We start from the raw sequence: 15,855 nt of genomic DNA, 5'->3' as shown, positions 1-15,855 counted from the left end.
ACTTGAAATAAAAATAATAAAAATCCTGTCCGCCATATGCAGATTTATTAATTTATTGATACTTTGCTATGTAGATTTTTTAGTTCACTGTTCAATTTGTGTAATTGTTTTTAAAATTTTTTCACAAAAAAAGCGTCCAAAAAAATTTGGACGCTCCTTTTTGCTTTTATTTTGTGAATTTCTACCTAAAAAATACCTCACAGCCTAACACTTTTGCGTCCTGATATGTGAATTTTAATTGTATCATTAGGTATAAATTTTTGTTTTAGTATTATTTTCTGCTGCAAATATGTGCTTTTTAAATAGAACTTTATGTAATAATTGTCTGAAATTATTTGTTTTACTCCTAATTTAGAATTATTTTTAAGATATTCTTCATTAGTTTTCATGATGTTTTACTTCAACATATTCAAAAAATAATACGCCAACAGTCAGCTAAAATTAAAATCATATATTATTTTGACTAATGTCAGATTTATAATTTTACAGTTATTTATTTATAATCAATCGAAGTTATTTACATTTGCCTCGCAAAATTTATTTGAAAGTTTTTAAGAAGACCTTAATGAAAGATTGCTCATTAATAATGTCTAAAAATTATTTCTTATTTTTTAAATAGATTTTTCACTAATAAAAATTAATATAACTAAATTACTATGAAAAAATTATTCGCTCTCTGCGTTCTTGTAATGTCAAATTTTGTTTTTGCACAATCTCCTACTCAATTAAAAGTAACAGAAAGTAACGTATTTAAAGACTATTTAACTTCTTATAATATTATAACAATGTACTCTGCGGCTGAAGGAAAAACCGTGATTGCAAGAAGTGGTAAAAAAAAGTTTCTTTTTGATGTTTTTGATGCTGATTTCAACAAAACTTTTTCTCAAGATATTAAGGTTAGCAGAAAAGAGATTTTTGTTGGAGAGTTATTTTATAATAATAAGTTAAAACTATTTACTGTTTTTGCTCCTAAAAAAGATGAACGAATTGTATATTGCCATACAGTAGATTTAACTACAAATTCCTATAATAAAACGACCATTTTTGAAACAACTGTAGAAAAAAAACAGGATTTATTTGGTTCAAGAAAAAATCATAACACAAGTTTTGCACTATCTCCAAACAATGAATATTTAGCCATAGCGACAGACAATATTACAAAGAATAAGAACTCTTATACTATTCGAGTTTTTAGTGCTAAAACAAATGAATTGATTTATAAACATTCTTATCAAGAAAGTGAAGAACGTTCTTTTGAGCACAATGATTTATATATCGATAACAGCGCTAATGTTTATTCTTTAGGTAAATTATTTATTAAAGGAAATTTTAATAAAAACACAAAAGGAGAGGCTAACTATCAATTCGTTCTCAATAAAATTTCCAAAGAAAAAAATACAGAATTAGCACTTAATTTAGAAAAAGAAGAACATATTCAATCTTTACGTATTGTTCCGTTAGACAACCAATTACAATTAATAGGTTTTTATTCTGAGTTAAATGTTGACAGGGTTAAAGGTTCTTGTAGTTTTTTAATTGACACCCAAAACTTTAACTTAAAAACAAAACATAAACAGAGCTTAACAAAACAGGTTTATGAAGATTTATATGGTTATAGAACCGGAGACAGAAAAAGTAAAAAGAAAAAAGAGCTTAGAAATTTCGAAATTGATCATGTTTTAACAGACAACAATGGAAATACATATATAATTGCTGAGGAGTTTTATATTACCAGTACTTATGTAAATAATGGAAACATGGGAGGGTATTGGACGACTACTTACCATTATGATGATATTCTAATTTTAAAAAACACACCTGATGGCAAGTTAGCTTGGGGAAGAAGTATTTTTAAGAGAGCTACTTCACCTTCTTATAATGCTTTTCTAAAAGATGATCAACTCCATATTATTTTAAATTCCGGTAAAAACTTAACTAAAAAAAATGATGGTAGAATAAAAGTATCCAGAGGTTGGTTTGAATCTACTTCTTTATATGACATTGAATATTCCTCAAACGGAGATGTTTCTTATAACAAAATTCAAGACAATAAAAATAAAGAGTTTTATTTTCCTTTCTTTGGAACTTATGATGGTAATAAATTTATAATGATGAGTTCTAACAAATCAAAAAAACGATTTATGATTTTAGAATAACTTAAAAAAGACTCCTTAAATTTAATATTTTAAGGAGTCTTTTTTATAAAGCTTTCACCTTCTATTTTTAGATATAATTTAGCGATTAAAAATCTCCATAAAAAACTTGAAAACAAGGTAGTTTTAATTTCTTTCTCCATAAATCAACTACTTGATCTCTATCGTCTAATACAAACTCAATATAAAACTTATCTTCAATGTTTTTAGTAAACAACTCCTCTTTAACAATAGCATCTTTTCTGTTGTCATTTTCTTCTCTCATCCATAAAACATCATATGGTATATTAAATTTATTTAACCAAGATTTTGTTTGTTCTTTGTATTTTATATTCCTTCCTGATAAAAACAATATTTTATAGCCTAGTTTTTTATAATTTTTCACCAAATTAACAACAGGTTTATTGGGTAAATCTTGTGCACATTTACTTCCATCAAAAGGACTTCTATTGTGAATTAAAGCTAAGGTTCCATCTAAATCACAAATTATTGCTTTTGGTAAAAATTCGTCCTGTTTTCTTATTGTATTTTTTATTGTATTCATCATTATTATTCTTTTAAAATTATTTTTTACTTCCTTTTCTTACAATTCTCCCACTTTTTTCGGCATATTTTGTAATTACTCTGCAAATATTACTCATATTTACGCAATGTTTTTGCGTAGATTCTGTTATTTTATATTTTTATATAAACTTTTGATTTTGATATTACAACATCGCTTCAACAATCTTATTGGTAACTATACAAATAATCAATCTTTGATTGATAAATTATGGTCAGAGCTTTTTACACTCTATAACGAAAAATACAGAGCTTACCATAATTTAACTCATTTAGAGGAATTATTTAATTATTATGATGTTTATAAGGACAGCTTATTAATGCCGGAAATAGTTGCTTTTTCTATTTTTTATCATGACATAGTTTACAATATTTGGAAAAAAGATAATGAAGAAAAAAGTGCTGACTTTGCACTAACTGTTTTAAAAGAAATTAGCCTTCCTAATCATTATTATGCAGACATAAAGAATCAAATATTAGCCACAAAAACCCATAACGCTTATTCTGAAGACACACAATTTTTAATTGATTTTGATTTAGCTATTTTAGGGCAGTCGTTAGATATTTATATAAACTACACTCAAAAAATAAGGAAAGAATATAAATTAGTTCCTAATGTATTATACAGAAACGGAAGGAAAAAAGTTTTACAGCATTTTCTAAAAAAAGAAACGATTTATGCTACTTCTATTTTTAAAGAATTGTATGAAAAACAAGCAAGAAATAATTTAATGTACGAACTAACAATTTTATAGATGGCTTCTAATAAAAATGCTCTTATTCGATATAAAACTATAGATCAATGTTTACGAAATACCATGCGAAAATGGACCTTAGATGATCTTATTGAAGCTTGTTCTGATGCCTTGTATGAATATGAAGGAAAAGATGTGTATGTAAGTAAACGCACTGTACAACTTGATATTCAACATATGCGCAGTGACAAGTTAGGATACAATGCTCCTATTGAAGTTTACGATCGTAAATACTATACGTACACTGAAGAAAACTACAGTATAAAAAACATTCCGGTAACTGAAACAGATATAAAAGTAATGAATGAAGCTATTGCGGTACTACGTCAGTTTAAAGACTTTTCTCTTTTTAAAGAAATGGACGGAGTTTTGCAGCGATTAGAAGACTCTGTATATTCATCTCAAAATACAAAAAGGGCTATTATTCATTTAGATAAGAATGAAAATTTAAAAGGTCTTGAATATATAGATCCTATATATAATGCCATTAGAAGTAAATTTGCCATTAGAGTTACTTATCAATCTTTTAAAGCAATAAAACCTAATGATAAAGTTATACACCCACAACTATTAAAAGAATATAATAATAGATGGTTTATTTTAGCTATTCACAAAAACAGTTATATAACTTTAGCATTAGATAGGATTCTTAAACTATCTATAGAAGAAAAAACGGTTTATAAAGATGTAAACATTGATGGAGATACTTTTTATAAAGATGTTATTGGAGCAACTGTCCCTAATTCCAGACCTCAACGTATACAATTTTGGGCAGATGAAAAAATGGCACCTTATATTATTACTAAACCTCTCCATCGTTCGCAACGTCTAATTAAACATACTGAAGATGGAGTTATCTTCAATATTTTTGTAAAAACAAATTTTGAATTAGAACGACTGCTTTTGGGTTATGGTGAATCTATTGAAGTATTAAAACCTGAAAAACTCAGACTTCAAATTCATCATAAATTGAGGAAAGCATCAAAACGATATGAGGACAATCTTATAAATGAAGAAGACCACTAAAATTTAGCAGTCTTCTTTATCTTTCTTTTTTCTTTTATGTTTGAAGAATACAATTCTTCTAAAATGGTTAATAGTAATTTTCCCACTTATTTATTTCCTAACATTAGCAGCTCATTACAAACCACCTCCGTTACATAACGTTTATTTCCTTCTTTATCTTCAAAAGATCTAGAAGTTAATTTTCCTTCAATCATAATTTCACTTCCTTTTTGTAAAAATTGTTCTACAATTGAAGCTGTTTTATTCCATGCAACAATATAGTGCCATTGCGTATCAGTTACTTTTTGACCTGATGAGTTTTTGTACGTTTCATTAGTTGCTAAAGAAAACTTAGCCAATTTTTTACCACTTTCTAAAGTGATAATTTCCGGATTATTCCCTAGGTGCCCAATTAACTGTACTTTGTTTTTTAGTGCATTCATAAATTATTTATTTTTTTATTAAACAGTTAAGATTTTGTCATTCAATTGAATTGACGATGCAAAGATGTATCACAAGAGAATTAAAAAATGGTTAGTAAACATTTGTTTTCGTTTGTAATTGAATGTAATCGAATAATGTTTATATTTACAAGTAACTATATATAATTTTACACTAAAAAATAAAGTTTAATTTATTAAGTACGAATGTACTTTTTAAAAAATAAGTAAGCATTTTATTCTGCGATTAAAAGTTCAATATTACAACAATCAGAGCGCAAGTTATCACCGACTAAAAAAAGTCTGAATAAAACCTTACAAGTATAGGAACGTGACGCACTGTTAATGTTATCTCCTTGAGCTTAACCCTAACTAAACAGCCAAAACTGATGCTAATTGATTACTTTTCTTCTTTAGGATTGTAATCTAGTCCTTTTTTTAGTTTTTGATTGAAATCTGATAGTTTTTTTAATTCTTCTTCTGATTTATTTTTTACGTCAATATAAGTCGCATTAGAATACTTTTTTAGTGATTTTATAATATCTATTTCATCTAATGTTTTTCTTTGTTCTTGTACCGTTTTAGATAGAATTCTTAATCTATTTGCTTTAGATATGTTGTTGGATATCAATGTAGAGCTAAGACTTTCAATATTAGAAAGTATAGCTAACTCATTTATACTTGCCATATCTCTAATATTTTCTCCATTCAAAGCTCTTGAGGGATTAGCTTCTTTCCATTGCTTTGCTGTACATCCAAATAAGGCTATATTTAGCAAATCAGCTTCATCTGCATATTCTAGCCATTCCTTAGCTGAACTATATCTAGTTTTTGGTATTATATGCTTTTTTACAGCGTCAGTATGTATTTTATAATTAGTTTTACTTAATATTCTTCTTACATCCCATTCTAGTCCATATTGGTTTGATTCAATTTCTTTTAATCTTTGATACTCTTTTACAATATAAAGTTGAAATACTGGACTAATCCACATACCGAAATTAAAAGCTATATCTTTATGTGCATATGTACCTCCATATCTACCTGCTTTCGCTGTTAAACATTTAATATTTGTCTTTTCCATTAACTCCTTAACACTTATTTTAAAAGAGTTAGAACCAGCAGATTGTCTAATTATGGCGAATTCGCCATAATTAAAATCTTTGTTATTCATTGATTCCCATGCAGCGATATAATCTAATGTGTTAGCATTTCTTAACCAGTCGCTTATAAAGAAATCCCCATCTTTAGCCTTAACCATATCTGTTAAGCTAATATAGTCTTCTTCATTTGATGTAATTATATTTATAATTGTTCCTTGAACTGTTATAGAATTATTTTTAGCCATTTATTAATTCCTTATAAGTTATTCTATTTTCAATATTATTCAAAAGTAAATTAAATCTTGTACTTTCTGTTCCTTTTCTTGTGTTATATCTAAACACAAATTCATCAACATACATTTGTAAATGTTTTTTTGAAGTAAAATGATAAATTCCAATAATACCACGTTTTAAAAGCGACCAAAACCCCTCTATTGTATTAGTATGAATTCTACCTTTAACATACTCTTTTCTATTATGCTTAATAAAACTATGATTATATATTAATTCTAAACCTCTATAACCTAACCATTCATCAGAGTATAGATTAGCGTTTTTCTTAACGTTTTTAACAACTTCTTTAGATAATGTATTAGCTTTTACATCTTTAATAACTTTAGCCTTTACATTACCTTTTCTTTCAACCATTCCAACAACAGGAGTTTTTTCAACTGAACTTCTACCTTGTGTGTTTTTAGATTTTTTATTAGCATGTTTATTTTTCTCTTTACCTCCAATATATGTTTCGTCAACTTCAACTTCATTATCTAATTGGTTATCATTATCTATTCCAAAACAATTTCTAATTCTCTGTAGCATAAACCAAGCAGATTTTTGAGTAATATCAATATCTCTACTTAATTGAAGTGATGAAATACCTTTCTTATGTGAAGTAACTAACCATATTGCTAGGAACCATTTTTGTAATGGTATTTTAGTATTATCAAAAATAGTATTTGTTTTAACATTGAAATATTTACCGGTATTTTTACACTTGTATTTATTTCCTTTGCAATTATATACTTTTGAACTACTATCAAAAGGACTAACAACATATCCATTCCAACGAAGTTCCTCTAAATGATCAATACAAGATTGTTCATTAGGAAAGGTTTTTATTAATTCTAAAATTGAGTTGAAGTCTTTGTTAATCATTTGATTATTGTTTTAACAATACAAATATAGTAGTTTATTACACTAAAAACAAAAAATTAGTGTTTTTTAGTATATAAAAAATAAACTCAAAAAAGATTTAGTTTTAAAAACTAAATAAAGTATGTAAATTTGTTAGATACTCATTTGAGTATTATATAAAATTTTGAAAATATAAATAAAGCGTTAGCTTTCATTCTGTCTAAAGAAATCTGGTAAATTTCAAAAACGCAACAGAATAGAATAGTTGATGCTCACGCTACTTGCGTGGGTGTTAATGTACCTATTCATTGCGTAAGGTTTACCAGAACCTCTTTAGATGTTTTAGGCTACAAGCCCACGCTTCTTTTTTTTATTAACTTCACTTTGGGTTTGAGTGAAATAAACCTTTTAAAAATTATGAAAATAATAAACAAAATTATCGGATTAGTATTAATTGTTTCATGCTCTAAAAATGAATCAAATGAAGTTAATTACCTATATGGTAAATGGAAATTAGAAGCTCAATTTAAAGAAGATGGTACAAATAAGAATATAGATGAGTGTTCTAAAAAAACTAATGTTACATTCAATGAAAATAATACTTTTTTACATGTAGGATATAGCGTTAAAAATGGAATATGTATTAGTGATAATAATTCTAATATTATATCATTTAATATTTCAGGAGATCGAATGTTATTTAATGATAAACAATTAAAGTTAAATTTTATTAATGAAAATAAAATGGAAACTATCGAAGTTTTAGATGAAAGAAACGGTCAATCCGGAGAATGGTTTACAAATAAAGATGTTTGGATAAGAGTTAAATAAATTATGAACGATTATTTTTTAAAGAAATATAATAGACGAAAGAATATTTACTTTTATACTCTATTAATTTTATTTGCATTAGGTATATTATTAATATCTATACACAATCAATCAAAACCAAAATGGTGGTATTTTTTAATTGCATTTTTTGTGAGTAGAGGACTTACAAATTTTTTAATGCATTTATATATTAGAAAATAAAAAAAGCCCTATTTATTTAGGGCTTAAATTTAATTTTTTTACTAATTTAGTGTAAAATAGTATGTAGTTACCTATTTACACATACTAAGTATTTATTTATGAGCAACATAAAAAATTGTTTGGAATGTGGAGAAAAGGTTGTTGGACGTATTGATAAAAAGTTTTGTTCAGATTATTGTCGGAATGCTTTTAACAATAAAGTTAATAAAGAGAGTAAAAATTTAATTAGAAATACAAATAATCGTTTACGTAAAAACTATAAAATCTTATCTGAACTCAATACCTCAGGAAAGACAAAAGTTACCAGAAGAAAATTATTTGATAAAGGATTTGATTTTAATTTTATCACAACGCTATATACCACAAAAACAGGAAACACCTATTTTTATGTATACGACCAAGGTTATTTAGAGTTAGAAAACGAATGGTATTTACTCGTCAAGCAAGAATAATCATTTCCATGTACTTCCTTTTAATTTCATAGCCGCCTTTAATACATCTTTCTGGCTAATTTGCCCTACCAATTTTCCGTTTTCAACAATAGGAAATCTTCTTAATTTTGATGCTAGAAATTTATTAGCAGCATCAAAAATATTCATACTACCATCAATAGTTTCAACCTCTCGTATCATTGCTTTCCCTACAGTACTATTTTTATCAATAGGTAAATTGTAATAACGACTTTCTGAAATTTGTTTCATACAATCACCTTCAGAAATAATACCTATCAATTCATTTTTATCATTCACTACAGGTCCACCAGAAATTCTATTGTTAATTAAAGTTTCAATAACCTCTTCTATCGGTTGATCTTCTTTAAACGATATAATTTTTGTGGTCATGTAATCAGAAACCAAAATAGGTTCAGCTTCATTTTTTAATACCGAAGTACGTTTCCCTTGAAAGTTAATAATTCCCATAATAGTTAGTTTAAGTTATTAAATATACTGATTTTTAACAACTTATAAATATTTTAAATCATAACATATTATTTGATTACATTTATAATCACAAAAAACCAACCAATGAAAAGAACCTATAACCTGTCTGCTATTCTTCTAATTACCCTTACTATTTTTTGGAGTTTTAGTGATAGTATTCCTTCAATCTCTATAGAAAAAGAAATAAAAAAACATACTGGTTTTTCTATGGATAATGCTTTATATCATTTAAAAAACATTTCTCAAAAACCACATTATACAGGAAGTAATGAGCATAAAGTAGTACAAGAATATATTGTAAACGAACTAAAAAAAATAGGATTATCTCCTCAAATACAGCAACAAACAGCGATTAATAAAAAATGGAAAGCGAGTACCACCGTTGAAAATATTCTTGTAAGAATTAAAGGAACTTCTGCAGGAAAAGCTTTGTTGTTATTAACACATTACGACTCTAATCCTCATTCTTCATTAGGAGCTAGTGATGCCGGATCCGGAGTTGTTACAATCTTGGAAGGTATCAGAGCTTTTTTAGCTAAAAACAAACAGCCTAAAAGTGATATAATTATCTTGTTTTCTGATGCCGAAGAGCTTGGTTTGTTGGGAGCACAAGCTTTTGTTGAGCATCATCCTTGGGCTAAAGATGTTGATTTAGTTTTAAATTTTGAAGCTAGAGGTAGCGGTGGTCCTAGTTTAATGTTGATGGAAACAAACGGTAAAAACAAAAAACTTCTTCAAGAGTTTATGGCTTCTAAACCTAAGTATCCTACTTCCAATTCTTTATTATACAGTGTGTACAAAATACTTCCTAATGATACTGATTTAACTGTATTTAGAGAGAATGGAAATATTAACGGTTATAATTTTGCATTTATTGATGATCATTTTGATTACCATACTGAACAAGATTCTTATGAGCGATTGGATAGAGCTTCTCTTTTACACCAAGCAGAATATTTAATGAGCTCGTTAGCTTATTTTTCTTCCAACGATTTCACTAACCTAACTAGTGATGAGGATTTTGTTTTTGTAAATTTCCCTCTTATTAAACTACTTTCGTATCCTTTTACTTGGATTATCCCTATGCTAATTTTTGCTATTATTATCTTTTTTACCATCGTTTTTATAGGTATAAAAAATCATAAAATATCAATTGCAGGCAGTTTAAAGGGTTTTATTCCTTTTACAGGAGCTCTTTTAATCTCGGGGTTTGTAAGTTATTTTTTATGGAAATTACTTCTCATAATTCATCCTCAATATAATGACATCCTACATGGGTTTACCTACAATGGTTATCAATACATTGCTGCATTTTCTTTACTAACTGTATGGATTCTTTTTAAAGTTTACAGTTATTTTAATCACAATAAAACTACCGATTTATTAATTGCTCCAATTTTCTTTGGTTTAGTCATAAATGGTTTTATTGCAAAATTTCTACCGGGAGCCGCCTTTTTTATTATTCCTGTACTTATCTCCATTTTAATACTGAGTATTTTAGTTTTAATGGATATTCAAAAAAAATCTAAGGCCTTATTATTTGCTCTGCTATCCATTCCAACAGTTTATATTATTATTCCTATGGTGAAACTTTTTCCTGTTGGATTAGGATTAAAAATGCTCTTTATTTCATCCATTTTAATAACCTTAACTTATGGTTGGATGTTACCCGTTTTTATACAACAAAAAAGAAAAAGTGCTTGGCTCTTTTTAAGCGGTTTAGCAACTATTATTTTATTTGTTTCAGCTACTTTTAATAGCGGTTTTTCAGTTGATAAAAAAAAGCCTAACAGTTTAGTTTTTATCCAAAACTCAGACACCAATACTTCTTACTGGGCTACTTACAACACTACTCTTGATAGCTATACACAACAAATTTTTAGTGCTAATTATACTGAAGGAAATATTCCTGAAATTTCCGGAAAAAGCAAATATAATACCCGTTATAAATACTATAAACAAACAGCTAACAAAAACATTCCTATTTCAAAAATTCAAGTAAATACTGATACTATAATTAATGATAAGAGAGAAATAAGTTTTACACTTCTACCCAGTAGAAAAATAAATAAGTATGAGTTTTATAACTCAACTTCTTTAACAATTCACGGTTTATGTATAAACGGAGAATTATATGATAACGGGAAAGCTTTTGACGCCACAAAAGGTCCTTTGTTAATTTATCAAATGTCAAATTCTGATTCAGAAGTAACAATCACATTAACGATAAGTAAAGATGAAAAACCTGAATTAATTTTGAATGAAGTTTCGTACGATTTACTATCAAACCCTATATTTAATATACAACCCAGAAGTGAAATTATGATGCCTATGCCTTTTGTTACTAATGATGCTATTATTACTTCTAAAAAGATAAAATTTTAGGTTATTAAAAAACAAACTCCTTAGTTAAAGAATAACTAAGGAGTTTTTATATTATTTATAATTTGTTAAAATTTTATCCTCTATTAATTATTTTAATTAATCTGAGATACTCTTAAAGTGTTTACCATACCTCTTTCCTCAACAGGCATAGAAGATAAATTGATAATGAAATCTCCGGTTTTAACAAACCCTTTTTCTTTAGCTATTTCATTAATATCTTCAACGGTATCGTCAGTGCTTAAGTCTCTGTCATAATAGTATGCTCTAACTCCCCATAAAAGATTTAATTTTCCTAAAATTCTTTTTTCAGAAGAAAAAGCTAAAACATGTGCTTTAGGTCTCCATGCAGAAATTTGAAAAGCCGTATATCCACTATTTGTTAATGTAGATATTGCAGAAGCTTTAATATCATCAGCCATTAAAGCTGCATGATGACATATTGATTTTGTTATAAAACGATTGGTACGTATATGAGGCGGCTCTTGAGGAACTTTAATTAACTCTGAAAACTCAACACTTCCAATAATTTCTGTCATTGTTTTAATAACTTTTATCGGGTGTTTTCCTACTGAAGTTTCTCCGGATAACATTACAGCATCTGCTCCGTCCATAATAGAATTTGCTACATCATTAACTTCAGCCCTCGTTGGTACCGGGTTTTCAATCATAGTTTCCATCATTTGCGTTGCAATAATAACCGGTATTCTGGCAAGTTTTGCTCTACGTACTAAACTTTTTTGAATTAAAGGAACATCCTGCATAGGTATTTCTACTCCTAAATCACCTCTGGCTACCATTAACCCATCGCAATAAGGTATTAAAGCATCAATATTTTCTACTGCTTCCGGTTTTTCTATTTTAGCGATAACCGGAACTCTGTATCGTGATTTTTGCTTAATTAAATCACGTAACATTCGTAAATCTTCCGGAGTTCTTACAAAAGAAAGAGCAACCCAATCTACTTCCTGTTCTAGGGCAAAAACAACATCTTTTTTATCTTTCTCAGTAAGAGCCGGTAAAGATATGCTTGTGTTAGGTAAGTTAACTCCTTTTTTAGACTTTAACGGACCTCCCACTAATACTTTGGTTTCAACATTTTTAGTTTTATCGGTTGAAATTACTTCAAATCTCAGTTTACCATCATCAACTAAAATATGCTCTCCTACTTTTACATCTTTTGGAAAACGTTGATAGGTCATAAAAGCTTTTTCTTTTGTTCCTATACACTCTTCTGTTGTAAAAATAAATGTATCGCCATCTTTTAATTCAACTCCATCTTCCATTACTCCTACACGCAATTTAGGACCTTGTAAGTCTGCTAATATGGCTACATTATAACCTCTTTCTTCATTAATCTTTCTAATCTGAGCTATACGTTCTTTTACAATATCATAATCAGCATGAGAAAAATTTATTCTAAAAACGTTAACTCCTTCAGCAGCCATTTTTTCTAAAATTTCTTTTGTGTTAGTGGCTGGACCTAATGTGGCTACAATTTTCGTTTTCTTATTATGTGGCATACGTTAAAAAATTAAAAAATCTTTAGATTTTAAAGTTTCTACTTCTATTTCATATGATGTTAATACTTGAGGAAGATTTTTAATCTCTGTTATTAATGTTATTAAAAAACCTTCTTCAACATCTCCTTCAATTTTCATGAAATAATCAACTTTTTTCTTTTCCGGAACCAGATAATTGTAGGCTATACTTTCTGTAAATAACCCTATTCCATCTGTTTCTTTTTTATTTTTAAAAACATTACTTATTAAAAAAAAACTGTATTCCGCATTAAAATATTCATAAATAGAAAACGATGCTTTCTCATTATGTTTACTTTTCATGTCTAAATCAAAATCAGCTCTTTTAAACAGGTAATTTAATCGATTATTTAAAAGATAAGCAAGTTTATAATCGCTTAGAGTTGTATGAATGGCTATTAATGCGTACTCGTTAGAAGAAAAATCACTAAAATCCAGCTCATAAACAGGCATAAAACACTACTTAGTTTTTTTGCTAAGTTAATGAATGTATATAATATTTAGTGTGAAATTAACGAAAAGGTTTTCGATGTAAATGTTAAGAGTTTTTCATTTTATCTTGCATTGCATAGTACACTCTTTTAGATGCGATTTCTTCTGCTTTTTTCTTAGAAGTGGCTCTACCTTTAGCAATCATAACTCCATCAATAGTTACTCGAACACTAAAATGTTTTTTATCTTGATTACCGGTGTCTTCGTACGAATCAAAACTATATTTTTTCTTATTTTTCTGACACCATTCAATAATGTACCCTTTATAGCTCGATATTTTACCTTCTAATCTTTCAATATCTACATACGGTAATATTACCTGTTCGTAAATAAATTGATGGCAATAATTGTATCCTCTATCTAAATAGATGGCACCTACCAAAGCTTCAAATATATTTCCGTGAATATTTTCACTTATTTGATTGCTAGCTACATTACTTTTAACAAATTTTAGGAGATCTAAATCTTTCCCTAAAGCATTCAAATGTTCTCTACTTACAACTTTAGACCTCATTTGAGTTAAGTACCCCTCGTCTCCGTCCGGAACTTTTTTATATAGATAGGATGCTATAACTGTTCCTAAAATAGCATCACCGAGAAACTCTAAACGTTCATAGTTTACAGGGTTTCCATTACTATCTACTAACTTTAATGACCTATGAGTAAATGCTTTTTTATAATATTTAAGCTTAATAGGTTTAAAGTTAAGCAGTTCCTTTAATTCGTAGTAAAAGTTTTCATCCTCTTTATTTTGGGGCTTAACTATTCTACGAAGGAAATTCATAAAAGATTAATCAAGTTTTTTGAAAGCAACGCAAGCATTATGTCCACCAAATCCAAAAGTATTACTCATGGCTACTTTTATATCTCTCTTTTGAGCTTTATTTAGTGTTAAATTAAGCTCCGGATTAATATTTTCATCAACTGTTGTGTGGTTAATTGTTGGAGGAACCATACCGTGTTCCATAGCCATTATTGATGCAATTGCCTCAATAGCTCCGGCTGCTCCCAACAAATGACCTGTCATAGATTTTGTTGAATTAATATTGATATTTTTAGCATGCTCTCCGAATACCTCAGATATAGCTTTTAACTCTGCAACATCTCCTAATGGAGTTGAAGTACCGTGTGTGTTAATATGATCAACATCTTCCGGTTGTAAACCTGCATTTTCAAGGCAGTTTTTCATTACTGCTATTACCCCAATTCCTTCTGGATGGGGTGCAGTCATGTGATGTGCATCTGATGACAAACCTCCACCAACAACTTCAGCATAAATTTTTGCACCTCTGGCTTTAGCATGCTCATATTCTTCTAAAACAATGGCTCCTGCTCCTTCTCCTAAAACAAATCCATCACGCTCAGCATCAAAAGGTCTTGAAGCTGTTTCCGGGCTTTCATTTCTGGTAGATAAAGCATGCATTGCATTAAAACCTCCCATACCAGCTATTGTTACTGCTGCTTCACTACCTCCTGTAACAATTATATCACAGTGACCTAGTCTGATGTAGTTTAAAGCATCAATCATAGCATTGGCAGAAGATGCACAGGCAGATACCGTAGTATAGTTTGGCCCCATAAATCCATTTTTAATAGAAATATTTCCTGGAGCAATATCTGCAATCATTTTAGGGATAAAGAAAGGATTAAATTTAGGTGTTCCGTCTCCTTTTGCGTAACTTAACACTTCCTCTTGAAAAGTCTCTAATCCTCCAATTCCTGCTCCCCAAATAACACCAACTCTTAATTTGTTGATTTCATCCAGATTTAATTTTGCATCTGCAATAGCTTCATCAGAAGCTACAATTGCATACTGCGTAAATCTGTCCATTCTACGAGCCTCTTTTCTATCTATAAAGTCGGTCGCATTAAAATTTTTTAATTCACATGCAAAACGAGTCTTGAACTTGGCAGCATCAAAATACGTTATAGGTGCTGCTCCGCTAACTCCGTTAACCAAGCTATTCCAATACTCATCTTTATTGTTTCCTATTGGCGTTAATGCGCCAAGTCCAGTTACTACAACTCGCTTTAATTGCATATAATTCTTATTTTTTTGCGTCTTCTATATAGCTAATCGCTTGACCTACGGTACCAATGTTCTCAGCTTGATCATCTGGAATTTGAATATCAAATTCTTTTTCGAATTCCATAATTAACTCAACAGTATCTAATGAATCTGCTCCTAAATCGTTTGTGAAGCTTGCTTCGTTTGTTACTTCGTTATCGTCTACTCCTAATTTGTCAACGATAATCGCTTTTACTCTTGATGCAATGTCTGACATAATTTTATAAGTTTTAAAATTTAAAATCGGG

Annotated in this window: 16 protein-coding genes; 6 read left to right on the top strand and 10 right to left on the bottom strand. The window is 28.7% G+C overall.

Annotated features, from left to right (window positions below; translation table 11 throughout):
• Nucleotides 1-656 precede the first annotated feature (656 nt).
• Nucleotides 657-2,156: a hypothetical protein gene (locus ACQY1Q_RS08305; protein WP_431004837.1), complete on the top strand. Its 1,500-nt coding sequence runs from the start codon at nucleotides 657-659 to the stop codon at nucleotides 2,154-2,156.
• A gap of 85 nt (nucleotides 2,157-2,241) precedes the next feature.
• On the opposite strand, the gene ACQY1Q_RS08300 is transcribed toward ACQY1Q_RS08305, so the two are convergent.
• Nucleotides 2,242-2,700 (bottom strand): LNS2 domain-containing protein, encoded by a 459-nt coding sequence (locus ACQY1Q_RS08300; protein ID WP_431004836.1) that lies wholly within the window; start codon nucleotides 2,698-2,700, stop codon nucleotides 2,242-2,244.
• Nucleotides 2,701-2,854: 154 nt separating this feature from the next.
• On the opposite strand from ACQY1Q_RS08300, the gene ACQY1Q_RS08295 reads away from it, so the two are divergent.
• Together ACQY1Q_RS08295 and ACQY1Q_RS08290 are read left to right on the top strand one after the other, a co-directional pair.
• Nucleotides 2,855-3,469: an HD domain-containing protein gene (locus ACQY1Q_RS08295; RefSeq protein WP_431004835.1), complete on the top strand. Its 615-nt coding sequence runs from the start codon at nucleotides 2,855-2,857 to the stop codon at nucleotides 3,467-3,469.
• Nucleotides 3,470-4,495 (top strand): helix-turn-helix transcriptional regulator, encoded by a 1,026-nt coding sequence (locus ACQY1Q_RS08290; RefSeq protein ID WP_431004834.1) that lies wholly within the window; start codon nucleotides 3,470-3,472, stop codon nucleotides 4,493-4,495.
• 86 nt (nucleotides 4,496-4,581) lie between these two features.
• Here ACQY1Q_RS08290 and ACQY1Q_RS08285 read toward each other — a convergent pair whose 3' ends face one another.
• From ACQY1Q_RS08285 to ACQY1Q_RS08275, 3 genes are all read right to left on the bottom strand, one after another.
• Entirely contained in the window at nucleotides 4,582-4,917 is a 336-nt protein-coding gene (locus ACQY1Q_RS08285) for a single-stranded DNA-binding protein (protein WP_431004833.1), read from the bottom strand.
• A 397-nt stretch (nucleotides 4,918-5,314) separates the two neighbouring features.
• Complete coding sequence (locus ACQY1Q_RS08280; RefSeq protein ID WP_431004832.1) at nucleotides 5,315-6,262, bottom strand: KilA-N domain-containing protein; 948 nt, start codon at nucleotides 6,260-6,262, stop codon at nucleotides 5,315-5,317.
• Entirely contained in the window at nucleotides 6,255-7,172 is a 918-nt protein-coding gene (locus tag ACQY1Q_RS08275; protein ID WP_431004831.1) for an IS1595 family transposase, read from the bottom strand. The genes ACQY1Q_RS08280 and ACQY1Q_RS08275 overlap by 8 nt, the downstream gene beginning before the upstream one ends.
• 396 nt (nucleotides 7,173-7,568) lie before the next feature.
• Here ACQY1Q_RS08275 and ACQY1Q_RS08270 point away from each other — a divergent pair, with 396 nt between their 5' ends.
• Nucleotides 7,569-7,982 carry a lipocalin family protein gene (locus tag ACQY1Q_RS08270; protein WP_431004830.1) on the top strand — a complete coding sequence of 138 codons (414 nt, stop codon included), beginning with the start codon at nucleotides 7,569-7,571 and terminating at the stop codon, nucleotides 7,980-7,982.
• 299 nt (nucleotides 7,983-8,281) lie between these two features.
• Complete coding sequence (locus tag ACQY1Q_RS08265) at nucleotides 8,282-8,635, top strand: hypothetical protein (protein WP_431004829.1); 354 nt, start codon at nucleotides 8,282-8,284, stop codon at nucleotides 8,633-8,635.
• On the opposite strand, the gene ACQY1Q_RS08260 is transcribed toward ACQY1Q_RS08265, so the two are convergent.
• Entirely contained in the window at nucleotides 8,636-9,103 is a 468-nt protein-coding gene (locus ACQY1Q_RS08260) for a CBS domain-containing protein (RefSeq protein ID WP_431004828.1), read from the bottom strand.
• A 105-nt stretch (nucleotides 9,104-9,208) separates the two neighbouring features.
• Here ACQY1Q_RS08260 and ACQY1Q_RS08255 point away from each other — a divergent pair, with 105 nt between their 5' ends.
• Nucleotides 9,209-11,509: a M20/M25/M40 family metallo-hydrolase gene (locus ACQY1Q_RS08255; protein ID WP_431004827.1), complete on the top strand. Its 2,301-nt coding sequence runs from the start codon at nucleotides 9,209-9,211 to the stop codon at nucleotides 11,507-11,509.
• Nucleotides 11,510-11,601: 92 nt separating this feature from the next.
• On the opposite strand, the gene pyk is transcribed toward ACQY1Q_RS08255, so the two are convergent.
• From pyk to ACQY1Q_RS08230, 5 genes are all read right to left on the bottom strand, one after another.
• Entirely contained in the window at nucleotides 11,602-13,029 is a 1,428-nt protein-coding gene (pyk, locus tag ACQY1Q_RS08250; protein WP_431004826.1) for a pyruvate kinase, read from the bottom strand.
• Between the two features lie 3 nt (nucleotides 13,030-13,032).
• The gene (locus tag ACQY1Q_RS08245; protein ID WP_431004825.1) at nucleotides 13,033-13,500 is read right to left on the bottom strand and encodes an IPExxxVDY family protein; all 468 of its coding nucleotides are present in this window, start codon (nucleotides 13,498-13,500) and stop codon (nucleotides 13,033-13,035) included.
• An 85-nt stretch (nucleotides 13,501-13,585) separates the two neighbouring features.
• The gene (gene rnc / locus ACQY1Q_RS08240; RefSeq protein WP_431004824.1) at nucleotides 13,586-14,323 is read right to left on the bottom strand and encodes a ribonuclease III; all 738 of its coding nucleotides are present in this window, start codon (nucleotides 14,321-14,323) and stop codon (nucleotides 13,586-13,588) included.
• Nucleotides 14,324-14,329: 6 nt separating this feature from the next.
• Nucleotides 14,330-15,580 carry a beta-ketoacyl-ACP synthase II gene (fabF, locus tag ACQY1Q_RS08235; RefSeq protein WP_431004823.1) on the bottom strand — a complete coding sequence of 417 codons (1,251 nt, stop codon included), beginning with the start codon at nucleotides 15,578-15,580 and terminating at the stop codon, nucleotides 14,330-14,332.
• A gap of 7 nt (nucleotides 15,581-15,587) precedes the next feature.
• The gene (locus ACQY1Q_RS08230; RefSeq protein ID WP_028891431.1) at nucleotides 15,588-15,824 is read right to left on the bottom strand and encodes an acyl carrier protein; all 237 of its coding nucleotides are present in this window, start codon (nucleotides 15,822-15,824) and stop codon (nucleotides 15,588-15,590) included.
• Nucleotides 15,825-15,855 lie beyond the last annotated feature (31 nt).

This window comes from Tenacibaculum sp. TC6, from assembly GCF_050606265.1.
Taxonomy (GTDB): Bacteria; Bacteroidota; Bacteroidia; order Flavobacteriales; family Flavobacteriaceae; genus Polaribacter.
This window is presented reverse-complemented; position numbering and strand designations above follow the sequence as displayed.

Coding starts and splice junctions, on each gene's coding strand:
- ACQY1Q_RS08275 (WP_431004831.1), bottom strand. CDS start 7,172: ATGATTAACAAAGACTTCAACTCAATTTTAGAATTAATAAAAACCTTT.
- fabF (WP_431004823.1), bottom strand. CDS start 15,580: ATGCAATTAAAGCGAGTTGTAGTAACTGGACTTGGCGCATTAACGCCA.
- ACQY1Q_RS08290 (WP_431004834.1), top strand. CDS start 3,470: ATGGCTTCTAATAAAAATGCTCTTATTCGATATAAAACTATAGATCAA.
- ACQY1Q_RS08245 (WP_431004825.1), bottom strand. CDS start 13,500: ATGCCTGTTTATGAGCTGGATTTTAGTGATTTTTCTTCTAACGAGTAC.
- ACQY1Q_RS08285 (WP_431004833.1), bottom strand. CDS start 4,917: ATGAATGCACTAAAAAACAAAGTACAGTTAATTGGGCACCTAGGGAAT.
- ACQY1Q_RS08300 (WP_431004836.1), bottom strand. CDS start 2,700: ATGATGAATACAATAAAAAATACAATAAGAAAACAGGACGAATTTTTA.
- pyk (WP_431004826.1), bottom strand. CDS start 13,029: ATGCCACATAATAAGAAAACGAAAATTGTAGCCACATTAGGTCCAGCC.
- ACQY1Q_RS08260 (WP_431004828.1), bottom strand. CDS start 9,103: ATGGGAATTATTAACTTTCAAGGGAAACGTACTTCGGTATTAAAAAAT.
- ACQY1Q_RS08230 (WP_028891431.1), bottom strand. CDS start 15,824: ATGTCAGACATTGCATCAAGAGTAAAAGCGATTATCGTTGACAAATTA.
- ACQY1Q_RS08280 (WP_431004832.1), bottom strand. CDS start 6,262: ATGGCTAAAAATAATTCTATAACAGTTCAAGGAACAATTATAAATATA.
- ACQY1Q_RS08270 (WP_431004830.1), top strand. CDS start 7,569: ATGAAAATAATAAACAAAATTATCGGATTAGTATTAATTGTTTCATGC.
- ACQY1Q_RS08265 (WP_431004829.1), top strand. CDS start 8,282: ATGAGCAACATAAAAAATTGTTTGGAATGTGGAGAAAAGGTTGTTGGA.
- ACQY1Q_RS08305 (WP_431004837.1), top strand. CDS start 657: ATGAAAAAATTATTCGCTCTCTGCGTTCTTGTAATGTCAAATTTTGTT.
- ACQY1Q_RS08255 (WP_431004827.1), top strand. CDS start 9,209: ATGAAAAGAACCTATAACCTGTCTGCTATTCTTCTAATTACCCTTACT.
- rnc (WP_431004824.1), bottom strand. CDS start 14,323: ATGAATTTCCTTCGTAGAATAGTTAAGCCCCAAAATAAAGAGGATGAA.